At 71.7% G+C, this 15,396-nt stretch carries 17 protein-coding genes and 1 pseudogene; 11 read left to right on the top strand and 7 right to left on the bottom strand.

Features of this window, described 5'->3' with window-relative positions; translation table 11 throughout:
• Together AEQ27_RS17455 and AEQ27_RS17460 are read left to right on the top strand one after the other, a co-directional pair.
• Nucleotides 1-618 (top strand): annotated as a pseudogene (locus tag AEQ27_RS17455) (hypothetical protein); the annotation flags it as partial.
• Complete coding sequence (locus tag AEQ27_RS17460) at nt 618-839, top strand: hypothetical protein (protein WP_152970388.1); 222 nt, start codon at nt 618-620, stop codon at nt 837-839. The pseudogene AEQ27_RS17455 and the gene AEQ27_RS17460, both read left to right, overlap by 1 nt.
• Nucleotides 840-885: 46 nt before the next feature.
• Here AEQ27_RS17460 and AEQ27_RS13960 read toward each other — a convergent pair whose 3' ends face one another.
• Genes AEQ27_RS13960 through AEQ27_RS13970 form a run of 3 tightly spaced genes read right to left on the bottom strand, consistent with a single transcriptional unit; the run spans nt 886 to nt 2,911 of the window.
• Nucleotides 886-1,515 (bottom strand): hypothetical protein, encoded by a 630-nt coding sequence (locus AEQ27_RS13960; protein WP_054147219.1) that lies wholly within the window; start codon nt 1,513-1,515, stop codon nt 886-888.
• Complete coding sequence (locus AEQ27_RS13965; protein ID WP_054147220.1) at nt 1,512-1,817, bottom strand: protealysin inhibitor emfourin; 306 nt, start codon at nt 1,815-1,817, stop codon at nt 1,512-1,514. Before AEQ27_RS13965 ends, AEQ27_RS13960 begins: the two co-directional genes overlap by 4 nt.
• 56 nt (nt 1,818-1,873) lie before the next feature.
• Nucleotides 1,874-2,911 carry a M4 family metallopeptidase gene (locus AEQ27_RS13970; RefSeq protein ID WP_054147221.1) on the bottom strand — a complete coding sequence of 346 codons (1,038 nt, stop codon included), beginning with the start codon at nt 2,909-2,911 and terminating at the stop codon, nt 1,874-1,876.
• Between the two features lie 140 nt (nt 2,912-3,051).
• Between AEQ27_RS13970 and AEQ27_RS13975 the strand changes: the two genes are divergently transcribed.
• Entirely contained in the window at nt 3,052-3,591 is a 540-nt protein-coding gene (locus AEQ27_RS13975; RefSeq protein WP_054147222.1) for an adenine phosphoribosyltransferase, read from the top strand.
• 75 nt (nt 3,592-3,666) lie between these two features.
• Here the strand turns inward: AEQ27_RS13975 and AEQ27_RS13980 are convergent, their stop codons facing one another.
• Nucleotides 3,667-4,401 (bottom strand): M50 family metallopeptidase, encoded by a 735-nt coding sequence (locus tag AEQ27_RS13980; RefSeq protein WP_054147223.1) that lies wholly within the window; start codon nt 4,399-4,401, stop codon nt 3,667-3,669.
• A 147-nt stretch (nt 4,402-4,548) separates the two neighbouring features.
• Here AEQ27_RS13980 and AEQ27_RS13985 point away from each other — a divergent pair, with 147 nt between their 5' ends.
• Entirely contained in the window at nt 4,549-5,004 is a 456-nt protein-coding gene (locus AEQ27_RS13985; RefSeq protein ID WP_054147224.1) for a VanZ family protein, read from the top strand.
• Nucleotides 5,005-5,097: 93 nt separating this feature from the next.
• Nucleotides 5,098-5,367 carry a 30S ribosomal protein S15 gene (rpsO, locus tag AEQ27_RS13990; RefSeq protein ID WP_043596660.1) on the top strand — a complete coding sequence of 90 codons (270 nt, stop codon included), beginning with the start codon at nt 5,098-5,100 and terminating at the stop codon, nt 5,365-5,367.
• 124 nt (nt 5,368-5,491) lie between these two features.
• Here rpsO and AEQ27_RS17890 read toward each other — a convergent pair whose 3' ends face one another.
• A complete protein-coding gene (locus AEQ27_RS17890) occupies nt 5,492-6,742 on the bottom strand; it encodes a hypothetical protein (RefSeq protein WP_161805558.1) in 1,251 nt (416 codons plus the stop codon).
• A 339-nt stretch (nt 6,743-7,081) separates the two neighbouring features.
• Here AEQ27_RS17890 and AEQ27_RS14000 point away from each other — a divergent pair, with 339 nt between their 5' ends.
• Together AEQ27_RS14000 and AEQ27_RS14005 are read left to right on the top strand one after the other, a co-directional pair.
• The gene (locus AEQ27_RS14000; RefSeq protein ID WP_043596663.1) at nt 7,082-9,355 is read left to right on the top strand and encodes a polyribonucleotide nucleotidyltransferase; all 2,274 of its coding nucleotides are present in this window, start codon (nt 7,082-7,084) and stop codon (nt 9,353-9,355) included.
• A 249-nt stretch (nt 9,356-9,604) separates the two neighbouring features.
• Entirely contained in the window at nt 9,605-10,654 is a 1,050-nt protein-coding gene (locus AEQ27_RS14005; protein WP_082383597.1) for an aldo/keto reductase, read from the top strand.
• A 91-nt stretch (nt 10,655-10,745) separates the two neighbouring features.
• Here the strand turns inward: AEQ27_RS14005 and AEQ27_RS14010 are convergent, their stop codons facing one another.
• Nucleotides 10,746-11,360, bottom strand: a complete 615-nt coding sequence (locus tag AEQ27_RS14010) for a TetR/AcrR family transcriptional regulator (protein ID WP_054147226.1) — start codon at nt 11,358-11,360, stop codon at nt 10,746-10,748.
• Between the two features lie 252 nt (nt 11,361-11,612).
• On the opposite strand from AEQ27_RS14010, the gene AEQ27_RS14015 reads away from it, so the two are divergent.
• Together AEQ27_RS14015 and AEQ27_RS14020 are read left to right on the top strand one after the other, a co-directional pair.
• Entirely contained in the window at nt 11,613-12,971 is a 1,359-nt protein-coding gene (locus AEQ27_RS14015; protein WP_054147227.1) for a pitrilysin family protein, read from the top strand.
• Nucleotides 12,972-12,985: 14 nt separating this feature from the next.
• Nucleotides 12,986-13,588, top strand: a complete 603-nt coding sequence (locus AEQ27_RS14020; RefSeq protein WP_054147267.1) for a histidine phosphatase family protein — start codon at nt 12,986-12,988, stop codon at nt 13,586-13,588.
• A 27-nt stretch (nt 13,589-13,615) separates the two neighbouring features.
• On the opposite strand, the gene AEQ27_RS14025 is transcribed toward AEQ27_RS14020, so the two are convergent.
• Entirely contained in the window at nt 13,616-14,143 is a 528-nt protein-coding gene (locus AEQ27_RS14025) for a GNAT family N-acetyltransferase (RefSeq protein WP_054147268.1), read from the bottom strand.
• A 64-nt stretch (nt 14,144-14,207) separates the two neighbouring features.
• Here AEQ27_RS14025 and dapB point away from each other — a divergent pair, with 64 nt between their 5' ends.
• Together dapB and AEQ27_RS14035 are read left to right on the top strand one after the other, a co-directional pair.
• Entirely contained in the window at nt 14,208-14,942 is a 735-nt protein-coding gene (gene dapB / locus AEQ27_RS14030) for a 4-hydroxy-tetrahydrodipicolinate reductase (protein WP_054147228.1), read from the top strand.
• Nucleotides 14,939-15,385: a hypothetical protein gene (locus AEQ27_RS14035; RefSeq protein WP_369813664.1), complete on the top strand. Its 447-nt coding sequence runs from the start codon at nt 14,939-14,941 to the stop codon at nt 15,383-15,385. Before dapB ends, AEQ27_RS14035 begins: the two co-directional genes overlap by 4 nt.
• The last annotated feature ends 11 nt before the right edge of the window (nt 15,386-15,396 follow it).

The following is a 15,396-nucleotide window of genomic DNA, read 5'->3' on the forward strand; positions in this document are numbered from 1 at the left end:
GCTGGCGGCGGGAAGGTGGGCTTCGTGCCCAACCGTGCGGCTCGCCCGTTGGGCCGTGGGCGGCGGGGGGCCGTGGGCCCCGTGGTGCCGCCCCTCGACAACGCGTTCTTCACGCCGATCATCGCCGGGGCCCAGGCCGCGGCGGGCGAGGCCGACCTGCAGCTGACGGTCGCGGTCCACCCGTTGGCCGAGGCGGGCGAGCTGGCCGCGTTCGAGCGGCTGTCACACCAGGTCGACGGGTTCATCGTCGTGGCCCCGCGCGGTGCCGACGACGTCGTGCGGGCCGCGACGGGCCACAAGCCGACCGTGCTCGTCGACCGCGAGGTGGCCGGGGCGTCGTCGGTCGTGGCCGACACGGCGGCCGCGTTCGGTTCGCTCGTGGCGCGCTTCGTCGCCGAAGGGCACGAGCGCGTCGCCTACCTGGGCGGGCCCGGCGGCTCGTGGCGGACGTCCAGCGCGCGGCGGCGGTGGTCGAGGCCGCCGCCGGCCGGGCCGAACTCACCGTGCTGGGGCCCTACCCGTCCACCTTCGAGGCCGGGGTCCGGGCGAGCGACGACGTCCTCGCCTCCGGGGCGACGGCCGTCGTTCCCTACGCCACGGCGATCGGGCTCGGCCTGATGTTCGTCCTCCGGGCCGACGAGCACCGCGACCGTTCCGTCACGGTCAGCTCGGAACGCATGGTCGTCGACGCCCTCGGGCTGGTGGGGGTCCCGGCGATCGACGTCGACGGCGAGCACCTGGGGCGGGTCGCGGCCGGTCGACTGCTCGAGCTGTTGGCACCGGGCGGGCCGTCCGAGCCGACGACCACGCGCCTCCCGGTCCCGGTCCGCTGGCCCTGACCTCGTCGGCGGGCTCCGACGACCTGCGCTAGGCGTCCGGCGCGGCTCAGCGGTAGTCGGCAGGCCAGGCGAAGGCCGGAGGCGCGGTGACCGTCTCGCCGATCGGCGCGAGCACGAGGTCGATGCGCTCGAAGTCCCGCAGCGGGATGCCGGCCGGATCGGCCGTGTAGGGGCTGCCCCCGACGAAGGTGTGCAGCTCGAGTCCGTCGTCGTGCCCGAGCGACCCCACGCCCTGTCCGTCGAGTGCGACGTCCCACTCGCTGAAGAGCTGCCCCAGGACGAAGGTCTCGCGCGTGGGCGACTCGACGTGCACGATGCCGCTCGTGTCGTGCGTGTGGATCTCGGCGGCGAACTTGGCGTCGGAGTCGTGTCCGATGTCACCGGGCACGGTGACCGCCTGCCCGTCGACGGTGATCGAGAGGTGCGTGTGCACGTGCATGGCGAGGTCCTGGCCCCAGACGTTCTCGAGGCCGGCGGCGGCCGCCCGGGTCTCGAGCTGGTCGGTCGCCGGGCGACCCCACGGAGGCGCGGCCACGGCCCCGCGGACGTTCAGCGGGTTGCCGCTCTGCACCACGGCCACACCGACCCCGCCCGTCACGAGGACGACGAGTGCGAGCAGCCCGGCCAGCACCTCGCCCGAGAGTCGTCGGCGAGGTCGGCGCGCGCGGTCGCTCATCGCGTCGGACCGGCCTTCGCATCGGCCTCGGAGGTGCTGCGGACGCGGTCCACGAGCTCGCGCCACGGCCCCGTGACCTGCTGCTCGGGCAGCTTGGCCTTGCGGGTCGGGCGGGTCTCGGCCGTGATGACCCACATGAAGCGGTCGGGTTGCACCGCCTGGGCGGACGCCGGGGCCTGCGACCACGGCACCTGGTCGATGAGGACGAGCCACGACTCGGTGTCGGGCTCGGCGTCGACGTCCACCGACCAGCTGCGGGTGAGGCCGGCGAAACCACCGGAGCGCGACACGGTGACCTTCATGGGCGCGATGTTACCCCGGCGGTGTCCGCGGCCGCGGGGTCCGGCGCCGACCGGTCTCAGGCCGCAGGGGTGACCCCGACGCCCTCCCACCCGGCCGAGGTCGCCCGGGTCTCGTCGGAGTCCGCTCCGTACCGTGCCGTGGCGGCCTCGACCGTCGCCGCCGCGAACTGGGCGAAGGTGGCCTCGGTCGACAGGGTGCCGCCGGTGAGCGTGTCGTACCAGACCTGACCGGCGCGCAACCAGGCCTCGCCCCCGAGGGCCTCGGCGACCAGGTAGAAGGCGCGGTTGGGGATGCCCGAGTTGAGGTGGACCCCGCCGTTGTCGTCGGTGGTCTCGACGTAGTCGTCCAGGTGGCCGGGTTGGGGGTCCTTGCCGAGGACGTCGTCGTCGTAGGCGGTGCCCGGAGCCTTCATCGACCGCAGCGCCCGACCCTGCACCTCGGGGGTGAAGAGTCCCTCGCCGATCAGCCAGGTCGCCTCGTCGGCGGTCTGGCCGAACAGGTGCTGTTCGACGAGCGCCCCGAACACGTCGCTGACCGACTCGTTGAGCGCACCCGACTGCCCCTGGTAGGTGAGGTTCGCGGTGTACTGCGTGACGCCGTGGGTGAGTTCGTGCCCGATGACGCTGACCGATGCCGTGAAGCGCTCGAACACCTCTCCGTCTCCGTCGCCGAACACCATGCGCTCGCCGTTCCAGAAGGCGTTGTCGTAGTCCTGGCCGTAGTGGACGGTCGCATCGAGGGGCAGGCCCGCGCCGTCGATCGACGACCGCCCGTACACCTCGCGGAACAGGGCGTAGGTGGCGCCGAGGGCGTCGTACGCCTCGGTGGCGGCGACGTCGTCGGTGGCCGGTTCCCCTTCACCGCGCACGCGCACGCCGGGCAACTCTTCGGTGCCCTGCGCGTCGAAGACCGTGCGCTCGAGCACGGCCTCGCCACCGAGTGCCCCCTGCACCACCGGGGGAGTCGCGTTGCGGTCGACGGCTTCCATCGCGAGCAGGCCGTTGCGCGCGGCCTGCGGCGCCCGGTGCAGGCGGGGCGAGTCGGCCTCGGCGAGGTGAGCGAGCAGGTACGGGGGGACGATGAACCGCGACATGCGTGCACTCTCGCACGGGCCCCCGACATCGGGCCGGACTGTTCACATGATCGTGACGTACCGGTCGGTCGCCCGTCGCCGGACGGACGACCGCGGCCGCGAGGGCGGAGGCGTCCGTCCTTCCGGCTACCGTTGACGGCATGACCGTCACCGATGCCTCCTCGTTCGTCGACAGCAAGATCGCCGTCGTCCCCGACTTCCCGAAGCCCGGCATCCTCTTCCGCGACGTCACGCCGCTCTTCTCCGACGCCGACGCGTTCGCCACGGTGACCACGGCGCTCTCCGAGCCCTTCGACGGCGGGTTCGTCGCCGTCGCCGGCATCGAGGCGAGGGGCTTCGCGCTCGCCGGCGCCATCGCGATCGAGCAGGGCGTCGGGGTGCTCACCGTGCGCAAGGCGGGCAAGCTGCCCGGCGAGGTCCTCAGCGAGAGCTACGCCCTCGAGTACGGCGAGGCCACGCTCGAACTGCGTCCGAACCAGATCCCCGCGGGGTCGAGCGTCCTGATCGTCGACGACGTGCTCGCGACCGGCGGCACGGTCGAGGCGACCGTCACCCTGCTCGAGCGCGCGGGCTACGTCGTGGCCGGCGTCGCCGTGCTGCTCGAGCTCGACGGTCTCGGCGGCCGGGCCCGGCTCGAGGGCCACGTCCCCGTGCACGCCCTCTCGTCCGCCCCCGCCTGACACCTCACGCCTGACACCTCGCGCCTGACGTCTCGCGCCTGACGCCTCGCATCAGGCGACGGGCGCCGACCGGCCTCAGGCGAACGAGCGCGCGGCCTCGAGCGCCCCGGGGAAGAGCAGCCCCGCCCCGCCGAGCAGGCAGGCGAGGGCGACGAGCACGAACACGCCGACCCACACGACGCCCGGCACCCGGGTCAACCCGGCGAGCTGGTCGGCGTCCGACGCGGTCGAGCGTGAGCGACGCCGGCTGCGCTGCAGCTCGAGCGACGCGCGCAGCGCTCCGAAGCCCAGCACCGACGTCACGACGAGGCCGAACACGGCCTGCCAGGTCGGTGAGGCGAAGAACGTCACGACGACGACGAGGGCGGCGCCCAGCACCACCACCCAGAGCCCGAACCAGTTGCGGATCTGCACGAGCATCAGCGCGAGCAGCAGCAGCAGCGCCCAGAGCAACCCGGCCGCGTAGCCCGCCGACAGCAGCCAGGCGGCGCCCAGGGCGGCGATCGCGGGTGCGGTGTAGCCGGCGAGGAGCGTGATGATCATGCCCGGCCCGGTCCGCGGCCCCTTCGACACGGTGAGGCCCGAGGTGTCCGAGTGCAGCCGGATGCCCGTCAGTCGCCGCCCGGTCAGCACCGCGGCGAGCCCGTGCCCGCCCTCGTGCACGACGGTGACGGCGTGCCGGACCGTGTGCCAGGTGCCCGGCAGCAACACCAGCAGCAGGCCGGCGGCCACGCTGCCGAGCAGCCACGAGCCGGGCAGGGGAGCGGCGAGCTGGCTGATCCGGGCCCAGAGGTCGGTGAGTGCGTCCACCCGACGAGCCTAGGAGGCGCGGTGCGCGCGGTCGGACACCGCGCCTCCTCGGCCCTGCCGCGGTCGCCCCCGGGGCGGGTCGTCCTCCAGGCTGATCTTCCGCCGTTCCGGGCGTCCTCCCACCCACCGGTGCCGCACGATGGACGGATGCGTCGCGCCGTCCTCCTCCTGCTCACCCTCGTCTACCTCGCCGGGGTCGCCTGGATGACCCTGCGCCCGAGCGTCTACGACGCGAACACCGGGGCGCTCCTCTGGCGGGCGCTCGACGTCTTCGCCCGGCACGACGAGACCTCGTGGATCACCTTCGCCCGGGTCGAGGCCGCCGCGAACGTGGCGATGTTCGTCCCGATGGGCATGTTCCCGGCGCTGCTGCTGCCCAAGCGGTTCTGGTGGGTCGGCATCGTGGTGGGCTTCGCCGCGACGGTGGGCATCGAGACCCTCCAGGCGACGTACCTGTCGGCGACGCGGTTCTCCGACCCGCAGGACCTCGTGATGAACACCCTCGGGGCGGCGATCGGCGCGGCGTTCGTCGGACTCGTCCTGCCCCGGCGGCGTCGCGGTCGGAGCCGACCGCGACAGGGAGCGGCGTCGCCCGTCTGGTAAGCTCCTCAGGTTGCCGTCTGAACGGCCGCGGAGAAAGAGAGCTCGCACATCCGGTGACGAGCACCGCGCAACGAACTGAAAGGGGATCCATCAATGGCACTCGCACCTGACGTCAAGACCCGGATCATCGAAGAATACGCGACCCACCCCGGCGACACCGGATCCCCCGAGGTCCAGGTCGCCGTGATGACGCAGCGCATCCTCGACCTGACCGAGCACCTCAAAGAGCACAAGCACGACCACCACTCGCGTCGTGGTCTGCTGCTGCTCGTCGGCCAGCGCCGTCGCCTCCTGGGCTACCTGTCCAAGGTCGACATCGAGCGCTACCGTACGCTCATCGGTCGTCTCGGCCTGCGCCGCTAGTCTTCGCGCTCCGAACGTCTCGACGACGGCCCCCTCGGCACGCAGCTCCTGCTGCACGCCGAGGGGGCCGTTCTCTCGTCCCCCGGCCAGATGGACGTCGCCCCCTGCGGCCGGATCCGACGCCTCAGTACCAGTTGTTCGCGACCGAGTGCGCCCACGCGGAGCACATGGTGCCGTAGCTGCTCTGGATGTACGAGATGCCCCAATCGACCTGGGTGCGGTAGTTCGTCTGCCAGTCCAGCCCGAACGAGGCCATCTTGTTGCCTGGCAGCGACTGGGGGATGCCGTAGGCCCCGCTGGACGGGTTGGACGCGTTGGTGCGCCAGCCGGACTCCTTGTTCCACAGCTGCACGAGGCAGGTGTACTCGGCCCCGCCGCCGACCTTCGTGGCGGCGTAGGCCTTCGCGCCGGCCGGATCGTTGACGGCACCGACCGGGGGAGCCGTGCCGCCGCCGCCCGAACCGCCGCCGCCCGTTCCGGGTGCCGAGCCTCCGGACGAGGCGCCGCCTCCCGACGATGTGCCGCCGCCTCCCGACGAGCCCGCCGGCGCCTTCGGTGCCGACGCGGCTTGGGCCTTCGCCGCCGCCTGCTGCGCCGCGAACGCCTGCTGCGCCGCCACCCCGCTCCGGTACTGCTGTTCGAGCTCGGCCGTCGAGTCCTTGAGCGCGGCGAGCTGGGCATAGAGGTCGGCGGACCGCTGGGTGGCGTCGGCGACCTCGGTGTCCGCGGTCGGCTGCGCCGCAGTGGCCTGGTCGGCCGCGGCCTGCGCGTCGCGGGCGAGGGCGTCGCGCCGATCGGCCGCGGTGGACGCCTGCTCGCTGAGCGAGGACACCGTGTTGCTCGCCCTGGTCGCATCGGCCAGCACCGTCTGCCACCGTGCGCCGAGTTGCGTCAACGAGCCCAGCTGGTAGAGGGCGGCCCCGGGGTCGGGCGACGTGAAGAGGTCGGTGCCCATGGTCTGCGTGCCGCCGGTGCGGAACAGGCTGCCGGCCAGCTGGCCGGCCTCCTGCTTCGCGGTGTCGGCGGTCGCCCGCGCACGCTCGGCGTCCGCGGCGAGTTCGTCCGCCCGTCGCGAGGCGGCCGCGAGGTCCGCCCGCGCCGTCGCGTTCGCCTGGTCGGCGAGGACGGCCTCGTCGCTGCGGTCGGACGCGGCCTTCTCGAGGCTGTCCAGCGACGCGTCGATCAGGTCGACCTGCGCCTGGGTCGCCGCGGCGTTCCCCTTCGCGGCCTCCACCTGAGCCCAGGTCGGGTACCCCGCGGCGGACGCGGCGGACGGCGCCACGAGCATCGCCAGGACGAGAGCCGAGGAGGCGCCGGTCGCCACCGCGAGACGGCTCGCGCGACGATCCCGGCCGGACCTGTCGTGAGCACGCATGATCTCGACCCTAACGCCGTCCCCCCGGCCCCGCGCCTCCCCGTCCGGGCGACACCCGCCGTGCGCACCCCGGCCTGGCGGGCGCGAGTGCTAGAGTCGCGCTCGGAGCAGGCCGGTACGGCTGCTGGTCACCGGTGGTGACAGGCGGAATGCCCCGACCGGCGCCGAGCGTCCGGGTCGGGTGCGGGGTCCGACCGTTTCTACTGTTGGCCAGACGTGCCACCGCCTCCGTCGCGTTGTCGCACGTGCATGTCGCCATGCCGTCCACGCCGCCCGCTCCCGGTACACATCGATGCCCACACGGGGCCTCGATGCAAAACAAAGAGGAGTAGCCCCCACATGGAGGGTCCAGAGATCAAGTTCGGCGAAGCCGTCCTCGACAACGGCAAGTTCGGCAAGCGCACCATCCGATTCGAGACCGGTCGTCTCGCGCAGCAGGCTCAGGGAGCCGTCGCTGCCTACCTCGACGAAGACACCATGCTTCTGTCGGCCACGAGCGCCAGCAAGAAGCCGAAGGACAACTTCGACTTCTTCCCGCTCACCATCGACGTCGAAGAGCGTTCGTACGCCGCGGGCAAGATCCCCGGCTCGTTCTTCCGTCGCGAGGGTCGCCCCTCGACCGAGGCCATCCTGGTCTGCCGCCTCATCGACCGGCCGCTGCGTCCTTCGTTCGTCGAGGGTCTGCGCAACGAGGTCCAGGTCGTCATCACGGTGCTGAGCATCGCTCCCGACGAGTTCTACGACGCGCTCGCGATCAACGCGGCCAGCGCCTCCACCCAGATCTCGGGTCTGCCGTTCTCCGGGCCGATCGCCGGTGTGCGTCTCGCCCTCATCGGCGACCAGTGGGTCGCCTTCCCCAAGGCCAGCCAGCTCGCCGACGCGGTCTTCGACCTGACCGTCGCGGGCCGTGTCGTCACCGACGCCGCCGGCAACGAGGACGTCGCGATCATGATGGTCGAGGCCGAGGCCACCGAGCACGCCTGGGGTCTCATCCAGGGCGGCGCCACGAAGCCCGACGAGGCGATCGTGGCCCAGGGCCTCGAGGCCGCCAAGCCCTTCCTCAAGCAGCTCGTCGACGCCCAGGCGACGATGGCCGCCCAGGCCGCGAAAGAGATCGCCGACTACCCGGTCTTCCTCCCCTACACCGACGAGGTGCTCGAGGCCGTCACGGCCGCCGCCGGCACCGAACTCGCCGAGGTCTACAAGATCGCCGGCAAGATCGAGCGACAGGACGCCGACGACGCCCTCAAGTCGCGCGTGAAGGACGTCATCGCCGCCAAGGTCGACGCGGGCGAGCTGCCCGACACGGCCCTCGGTCAGGTCGGTGCCGCCTACAAGTCGGCCACGAAGAAGGTCGTCCGCGACCGCATCCTCACCGAGCAGATCCGCATGGACGGCCGCGGCCTCGCCGACATCCGTCCGCTCGACGCCGAGGTCCAGGTCATCCCGCGCGTCCACGGCTCCGCCATCTTCCAGCGCGGCGAGACCCAGATCATGGGCGTCACCACGCTGAACATGCTCAAGATGGAGCAGCAGATCGACTCGCTGAGCCCGGTCACCAAGAAGCGCTACCTGCACCACTACAACTTCCCGCCCTACTCGACCGGTGAGACCGGCCGCGTGGGTTCGCCGAAGCGTCGCGAGATCGGGCACGGCTTCCTGGCCGAGCGCGCCCTCGTCCCGGTGCTGCCCAGCCGCGAAGAGTTCCCCTACGCCATCCGTCAGGTGTCCGAGGCCCTCGGCTCCAACGGCTCGACGTCGATGGGCTCGGTCTGCGCGTCGACCCTGTCGCTGCTCAACGCCGGTGTGCCCCTCAAAGCCCCGGTCGCCGGCATCGCCATGGGCCTCGTCTCCGACACGGTCGACGGTCAGACCCGCTACGCGGCCCTGACCGACATCCTCGGAGCCGAAGACGCCCTGGGCGACATGGACTTCAAGGTGGCCGGCACGAGCGAGTTCGTCACGGCGATCCAGCTCGACACCAAGCTCGACGGTCTGCCGACCGCCGTGCTCGACGCCGCCCTCAAGCAGGCGAAAGAGGCGCGTACCGCGATCCTCGGTGTGCTCAACTCGGCGATCGACGCCCCCGACGAGATGGCCCCGACCGCGCCCCGCGTGATCTCGGTCCAGATCCCTCAGGACAAGATCGGCGAGCTGATCGGCCCCAAGGGCAAGACGATCAACGCCATCCAGGACGAGACCGGCGCCGACATCAGCATCGAAGAAGACGGCACCGTCTACATCGGTGCCGTCGACGGTCCGTCGGCCGAGGCCGCCCGTGCCCAGGTCAACGCGATCGCGAACCCGACCAACCCCGAGATCGGCGAGCAGTTCCTCGGAACGGTCGTCAAGATCGCGTCGTTCGGTGCGTTCGTCTCGCTCCTCCCCGGCAAGGACGGCCTGCTGCACATCAGCGAGGTCCGCAAGCTCGCCGGCGGCAAGCGCGTCGAGAACGTCGAGGACGTCCTCGGCGTCGGCCAGAAGATCCTCGTCGAGATCACCAAGATCGACGACCGCGGCAAGCTCTCGCTGGCCCCGGTCGTGGCCGACGAGGCCGACACCGACTCGAGCGGAGCGACCGAGCAGTCGACCGACGAGTCCGTCGACGCGTAGTCAGCACGCCACGAAGGGCCCGTTCCGACCTCGGTCGGGGCGGGCCCTTCGCCGTCGGCGCCCCGCTCTCGGGTCGCGATCGGACCAGGAGGCGCGTCCCCCGGATCGGGGCGGCGACACGGCGTAACGATTGGGTGCGGTGGCGGCGGAAACCGGGCGCGTGGTCGTATTCTTGACGACGGAGGGCGAACCATACCCCATGCGATCGCACAGAGTCGCATCGGGGGTTCGCGACGAGAAGGGGGCGGCGTGACCGAGACGACGGCCGAGCTCGCCCGTTCCGCCACGTCCGACTTCGCTGCCGCTGCCGCCGTCGCGGCCGCCGCGGCCCGGGCCTCGTCCGCCCAACCCACCGTTCCGGTCGACCTCGGCATCATCCAACCGCGCCGGCGCCTCGGACTCTCCGACCTCAAGGTCTTCCCCCTGGCCCTCGGCGGCAACGTCTTCGGCTGGACGGCCGACCAGGCCGAGACGACCTCCGTGCTCGACTCCTACTTCGACCTCGGCGGCAACTTCGTCGACACGGCCGACTCCTACGCAGGCGGCCGCAGCGAGATCATGATCGGGTCGTGGATGCGCTCTCGCCGATCCCGAGACGACATGGTCGTCTCCACCAAGGTGGGCAAGAGCGCCGACAACCCCGGGTTGACTCCGCGGGCGATCGAGCGAGCCGTCGAGGCCTCCCTCGAGCGGCTCGGCACCGATCGCATCGACCTCCTCTACCTGCACGTGGACGACACCGAGGTGGCGTTCGAGCGCACGTTGTTGGCCGTCGACCACCTCATCCGGGTGGGCAAGGTCCGATGGTTCGGGGGCTCCCACCACTCGGGCAATCGCCTCTACGAGGCCCGCATCGCGGCGGGGATGCTCGGCATCGCCCCGATGGTGGCCCTGCAGAACCAGTACAACCTCCTCGACCGGGCCGAGTACGAGAAGGGCCTGGCTCACGTCGCCACACAGCAGCGTCTCGCCGTGATGCCGCGCTTCGCCCTCGCGAGCGGCTTCCTCGCGGGCAAGTACCGCTCCCGCTCCGACGTCGCGCACAGCCCCCGTCGTCGCGTCCTGGCGAAGTACCTCTCCAAGAGAGGGCTCAAGGTCGTGCACGAGCTCGACCGCATCGCGTCCGTCCACGAGGTCTCGAGTGCCGCCATCGCGCTCGCCTGGCTGCTCGCCAAGCCGAACGTCGTGGCGCCGGTCGCGAGTGCGACGAACGCCAAACAGGTCTACGAACTCGCACAGGCCGCGCGGGTCCAGCTCACGCGCAACCAGGTGCTCGACCTCGACCGCGCCTCCGCTTGACCGTCAGGTGACGTGGTCGACCGGTGCCCCGCGGGGTGCCTGACGACAACGCCCCCGGCCACGCGGGCGTCCGATGTGGTCGGCCGGTGACCTAGGCGGCGAGGAGTCGTTCCGCCGTGCGGCGGAGCGACGCTGCCGCCGCGATAGCGTCGCCGGCATAGGCGCCCACCTGGGCACCGTCCAGGGCGAGGACGAGATCGTCGGCAGCGTCGCCCGGCAAAGGGTGGTCGGCCGCCTTGAAGAGCGAGACCATCTCGCCCGTCAGCCACTCGCGGTGCTCGGCGATGGCGACGCGCACGGGGTGGGTCGGGTCGCTGAACTCGGACGCCGCGTTCGCGAAGGCCGAGCCTCGGAACGACACGGTCTGGACCCGGGCGACGACGACGTCGAGGTAGGCCTCGAGGGTCGCGCGACCACCGTCGTGGGCCTCGACGAGGGCCGCCAGCTCGGCGGCCTCGAGGTCGTGCCGGCCGGCGAGGTACTCGAGCACGAGCGTGTCCTTCGCGCCGAAGTGCTTGTAGAACGTGGCCTTGGTCACCGAGGACTCGGCGATGAGGCGGTCGACGCCCACGACGCGGACGCCCTCGTCGTAGAAGAGGCGGTCTGCGGTCGTGAGGACCCGGACCCGAGCGCCGGGGACGGGGGAGTCGGCGCGAGGGCGACCAGGGAGACGCTGGACGGCCGGTTGGGGGGAATCGACCGTCACAGCGTGGCTCCTTGGGACGTCTCGGCTTGAAGCCGCGTGGGGGACGCGCGCTCCGGACCTTCTGACGACGTCCGACCAGCCGCCGACGGCGACCATCAGGGGGGATGGGGTCGACGTCGGTGTATCGACTCTAACACTGATGAGGACAAACAGAGTTGTCTGTTTGTCCCCAAGATCGTCCCCCAATCCGGGTGCCAGCCGTACCGAGCCGCTCACGGACGACTGCAGGGGAGGTCGCCTAGGCTCGACCTGATGAACGGCCCTGTCTCCTTCCCACTCGACGAGGTCGAGATATCCTTCCGCGCCACGGGCGACGCGCTCGTGAGGCGTACCGTGCTGCCCTCCGGCGTCCGCGTGCTCAGCGAGCGCATGCCGGGTGCTCGCAGCACGACCATCGGCCTGTGGGTGGCGGTCGGTTCCCGCGACGAGTCCGATGCCGAACGGGGGTCGACGCACTTCCTCGAGCACCTCCTCTTCAAGGGCACGCCGACCCGCTCGGCCCTCGACATCGCGGTGTCGTTCGAGTCGGTCGGCGGTGAGCACAACGCCGCGACCGCCAAGGAGTACACCTGCTACTACGCCCGGGTGCGCGACGTCGACCTCGACGACGCGATCGACGTGCTGAGCGACATGGTGACCTCCTCGACCCTCGACCCGGCCGAGTTCGAGACCGAGCGCGGGGTGATCCTCGAAGAGCTCGCGATGGCGGACGACGATCCCGCCGACATGGCCGGTGAACGGCTCTTCGAGTCGGTCTTCGGCGACCATCCGCTCGGGCGTCCGATCGGAGGCTCACCCGAGAGCATCCGTGCCGCGGCACGCGACGACGTCGACCGGCACTACCGCGAGAACTACCGTCCCCGAGACCTCGTCGTGTCCATCGCCGGTGCTGTCGACCACGACCGCGCCCTCGACCGGTTGACGGCGGCGCTCAACCGGGCAGGGTGGCCCACCGACGCGGCGTCGCCCGTACCGCGTCGCGACGATGCGCCCGTCGGACTCGTCGCCGGCGAACCGCTGCAGGTGATCCGTCGTCCCCTCGAGCAGGCCACCGTCCTGCTGGGCCTGCCGGGCATCTCCGTCGGGGACGACCGCCGACCCACGTTGGCCGTGGTGAATTCGGTGCTGGGCGGGGGCATGTCGTCCCGCCTGTTCCAAGAGATCCGTGAGCGCCGTGGACTCGCCTACTCGGTCTACTCGTTCGCCCCGAGCTATTCGGACGCCGGTCTCTTCGGGCTCTACGCCGGGTGCACCCCCGCCAACGCCGGAGACGTCGCCCGCCTCATGCTCGACGAGCTCGCCGGACTCGCCGTCGACGGCATCACCGACGACGAGCGTCGTCGGGCCCTCGGCCAGTTGGGAGGGGCTGCAGCCCTCGCCCTCGAGGACAGCGACACCCGCATGAACCGCCTCGGTCGAGCCGAGATCTCGACGGGTGAGTTCGTCGACCTCGACACGTCCCTCGCCCGCGTCGAGGCCGTGACCTCCGACGACGTCCGGTCGCTGGCGGCCCAGCTCCTCTCGGGCCCCTTGTCGACGGTCGTGGTCGGCGAGGTGGACGAGACGTCCTTCCCCGTCCCGACGACGACGTCGGGATCGACCCCTCGATGAACCAGGAGACGACGGTGTCCCACTACCTCTACCTCGTCCGGCACGGCGAACAGCAGGACGCCGAGCACGGGCTGCCCGACGGGCCCCTCAGTGAACGGGGCAAGCGCCAGGTGCGCCTGCTCGCCGAACGGCTCGGCGGCGTTCCCTTCGACGCGGCGTGGCACTCGCCGCTCGAGCGCGCCGAAGAGACGGCCGCCATCATGACCGAGCGCATGCCCGCGCTCGAATCGCAGCCCTCGACCCTCCTCTTCGACTGCGTGCCGTCCGGCCCGACGTCCGACATGCCGTCGTCCTACAAGCCGTTCTTCGGCGGGGTCACGGACGAGCAGATCGAGGCCGGGCAGGCCCAGATGGCCGACGCCGTCGCCGAGTGGCTCACCCCGGCCCGAGAGGACCGCCACGACCTGCTCATCACGCACAACTTCGTGATCGGATGGTTCGTCCGCGAGGTGTTCGGGGCGCCCGACTGGCGGTGGATGGGCGTCAACCAGGCCAACGCGGGGTTGACGATCATCCGGGTGCGGTCGGCGAAGCCGCCCGAGCTCGTGACGCACAACGACCTCGGCCACCTTCCGGTGGAGCTGCGCACCGGTCTGCCGGTCGAACAGCCTTTCTGACCCGTCGTCCGCCGGGGCCGCCCTTCGTCAGGCGGTGCCGTGCGGGGTCTCTGCCCGGACGGTCTTGCCGTACCAGGTCGTCGCGTTCGGGTTCGCGTTGTAGGGCTCGATCGTCACGTACCCCGCGCTGCGGTACAACCCTCCGGCAGCTGCCAGGCTGTCGTTGGTGTCGAGGACGATCTCGTCGGCACCGAACGCGGAGGCCCGACGTTCGAGCTCGTCGAGCAGCGCCCGACCGAGGCCCTGCCCCCGACCGGCGGGACGCACGTAGAGGTGCTTGACCTCGTACCGCACGGCCCCCGAGGCCGAGGGCGCGATGAGTCGGATGCCGCCGCACGCGGCCGGCTCGGCGGCCCGGCCGGGGTCCGAGCCCGCCGGTTCGCCGTCGAGGACGACGAACGCGCCGCCCGGGGGCACGAAGGCCGTGGCGTCGGGCAGGGTCGTCGTGTAGCTGCCCTGTGCCGAGGGGAACGTGGTCTCGCGCTCGGTGAAGTACTCGGTCAGGAGGGCGGCGGCATCGGGGGAGGAGACGCTCGTCTCGCGGAACCGGGGCATGCCCTCCATGTTAGGTCGGGGTACCGCCCTCGTCGGTCCGGGTGCCCCCGGTAGATTGGACGGCATGACTTCGCGCATCGCCGTGGTGGGAGCCACCGGCACCCTCGGCTCGTTCATCGTCGACCTCGTCGAGCGCACCCCGGGCCTCGAGCTCCACGCCGGTCTCTCGTCCCGTGACGACCTCGACGACGTCCTCGGCGCCGACCTCGTCGTCGACGTCACGCACCCGGCCGTCAGCCCGGGGATCGTCGAGCACGTCGTCCGGGCGGGCATCCCGGTGCTCGTCGGCACCTCGGGCTACAACGCCGAACGGTTGGCCCGTCTCACGACGGTCGTCGCCGACGCGGGTGGTCCTGGCGTCCTGGTGGTGCCGAACTTCTCGATCGGTTCGGTCCTCGCGACACGGTTCGCCACCCTCGCGGCGCGTTTCTACGAGTCCGTCGAGATCGTCGAGGCGCACCACCAGGGCAAGGTCGACTCGCCCTCGGGCACGGCCGTCCGTACGGCCGAACTCATCGCCGAGGCCCGTCGTGACCTCGGCCCGGTGTCGGCGCCGCACGCCGACCAGCGGGCCAGGGGGCAGCAGGTGGCGAGCGTGCCGGTGCACAGCATGCGCCTGCGCGGCATCGTCGCGAAGCAGGAGGTCGTCTTCGGCGGAGAGGGCGAGACCCTCACGCTCACGCACGACACGCTCTCGCAACGCGCCTACGAGCAGGGGCTCCGCGTCGCCATCGAGGCCGCCCCCGGCGTCACCGGAGTCGTGGTGGGCCTGGACGCCGTCCTGCCCCTCGAGTCGTGAAGGGGCGTACCGCAGCGCTCCTCATGGCGCTGCTCCTGCTGCTCTACGTCGTGCTGGTCGGTCAACGAGCCGTGCTGTTCCTGTCGACCGGCGAGCCGGTGGCGATCGCGCTCGGCGTCGCCCTGCTCGTCCTTCCCCTCCTGGGGCTCTTCGCCCTCGTGGTCGAACTGCGCTTCGGTCTCCGCACGCAGCAGATCGTCCGACAACTCGCGGACGAGGGCGAGCTGCCGGTCGACGACCTGCCGCGCCGCACCTCCGGGCGGTCCGAGCGGGAGGCGGCGGCCGCCGCGTTCCCGGCCTACAAGGCAGCCGCCGAGGCGGCCCCCGACGACGGGCGGTCGTGGTTCCGGCTCGGCCGGGCCTACGACGCCTGCGGCGCCCGCCGACGGGCACGCCAAGCCCTGCGCTGGGCCATCAAGCTCCGGCGCGAGACGGCCGGCTGATCTCGCCGGTC

The sequence above is a fragment of the Frigoribacterium sp. RIT-PI-h genome (assembly GCF_001297205.1).
Classification (GTDB): Bacteria; Actinomycetota; Actinomycetes; order Actinomycetales; family Microbacteriaceae; genus Frigoribacterium.

Excerpts from the sequence above, each read along its gene's own strand:
- AEQ27_RS17460 (WP_152970388.1), top strand. The coding sequence starts at position 618 with ATGTTCGTCCTCCGGGCCGACGAGCACCGCGACCGTTCCGTCACGGTC.
- AEQ27_RS13960 (WP_054147219.1), bottom strand. The coding sequence starts at position 1,515 with ATGAGCGACCGCGCGCGCCGACCTCGCCGACGACTCTCGGGCGAGGTG.
- AEQ27_RS13965 (WP_054147220.1), bottom strand. The coding sequence starts at position 1,817 with ATGAAGGTCACCGTGTCGCGCTCCGGTGGTTTCGCCGGCCTCACCCGC.
- AEQ27_RS13970 (WP_054147221.1), bottom strand. The coding sequence starts at position 2,911 with ATGTCGCGGTTCATCGTCCCCCCGTACCTGCTCGCTCACCTCGCCGAG.
- AEQ27_RS13975 (WP_054147222.1), top strand. The coding sequence starts at position 3,052 with ATGACCGTCACCGATGCCTCCTCGTTCGTCGACAGCAAGATCGCCGTC.
- AEQ27_RS13985 (WP_054147224.1), top strand. The coding sequence starts at position 4,549 with ATGCGTCGCGCCGTCCTCCTCCTGCTCACCCTCGTCTACCTCGCCGGG.
- rpsO (WP_043596660.1), top strand. The coding sequence starts at position 5,098 with ATGGCACTCGCACCTGACGTCAAGACCCGGATCATCGAAGAATACGCG.
- AEQ27_RS17890 (WP_161805558.1), bottom strand. The coding sequence starts at position 6,742 with ATGCGTGCTCACGACAGGTCCGGCCGGGATCGTCGCGCGAGCCGTCTC.
- AEQ27_RS14000 (WP_043596663.1), top strand. The coding sequence starts at position 7,082 with ATGGAGGGTCCAGAGATCAAGTTCGGCGAAGCCGTCCTCGACAACGGC.
- AEQ27_RS14015 (WP_054147227.1), top strand. The coding sequence starts at position 11,613 with ATGAACGGCCCTGTCTCCTTCCCACTCGACGAGGTCGAGATATCCTTC.
- AEQ27_RS14025 (WP_054147268.1), bottom strand. The coding sequence starts at position 14,143 with ATGCCCCGGTTCCGCGAGACGAGCGTCTCCTCCCCCGATGCCGCCGCC.
- dapB (WP_054147228.1), top strand. The coding sequence starts at position 14,208 with ATGACTTCGCGCATCGCCGTGGTGGGAGCCACCGGCACCCTCGGCTCG.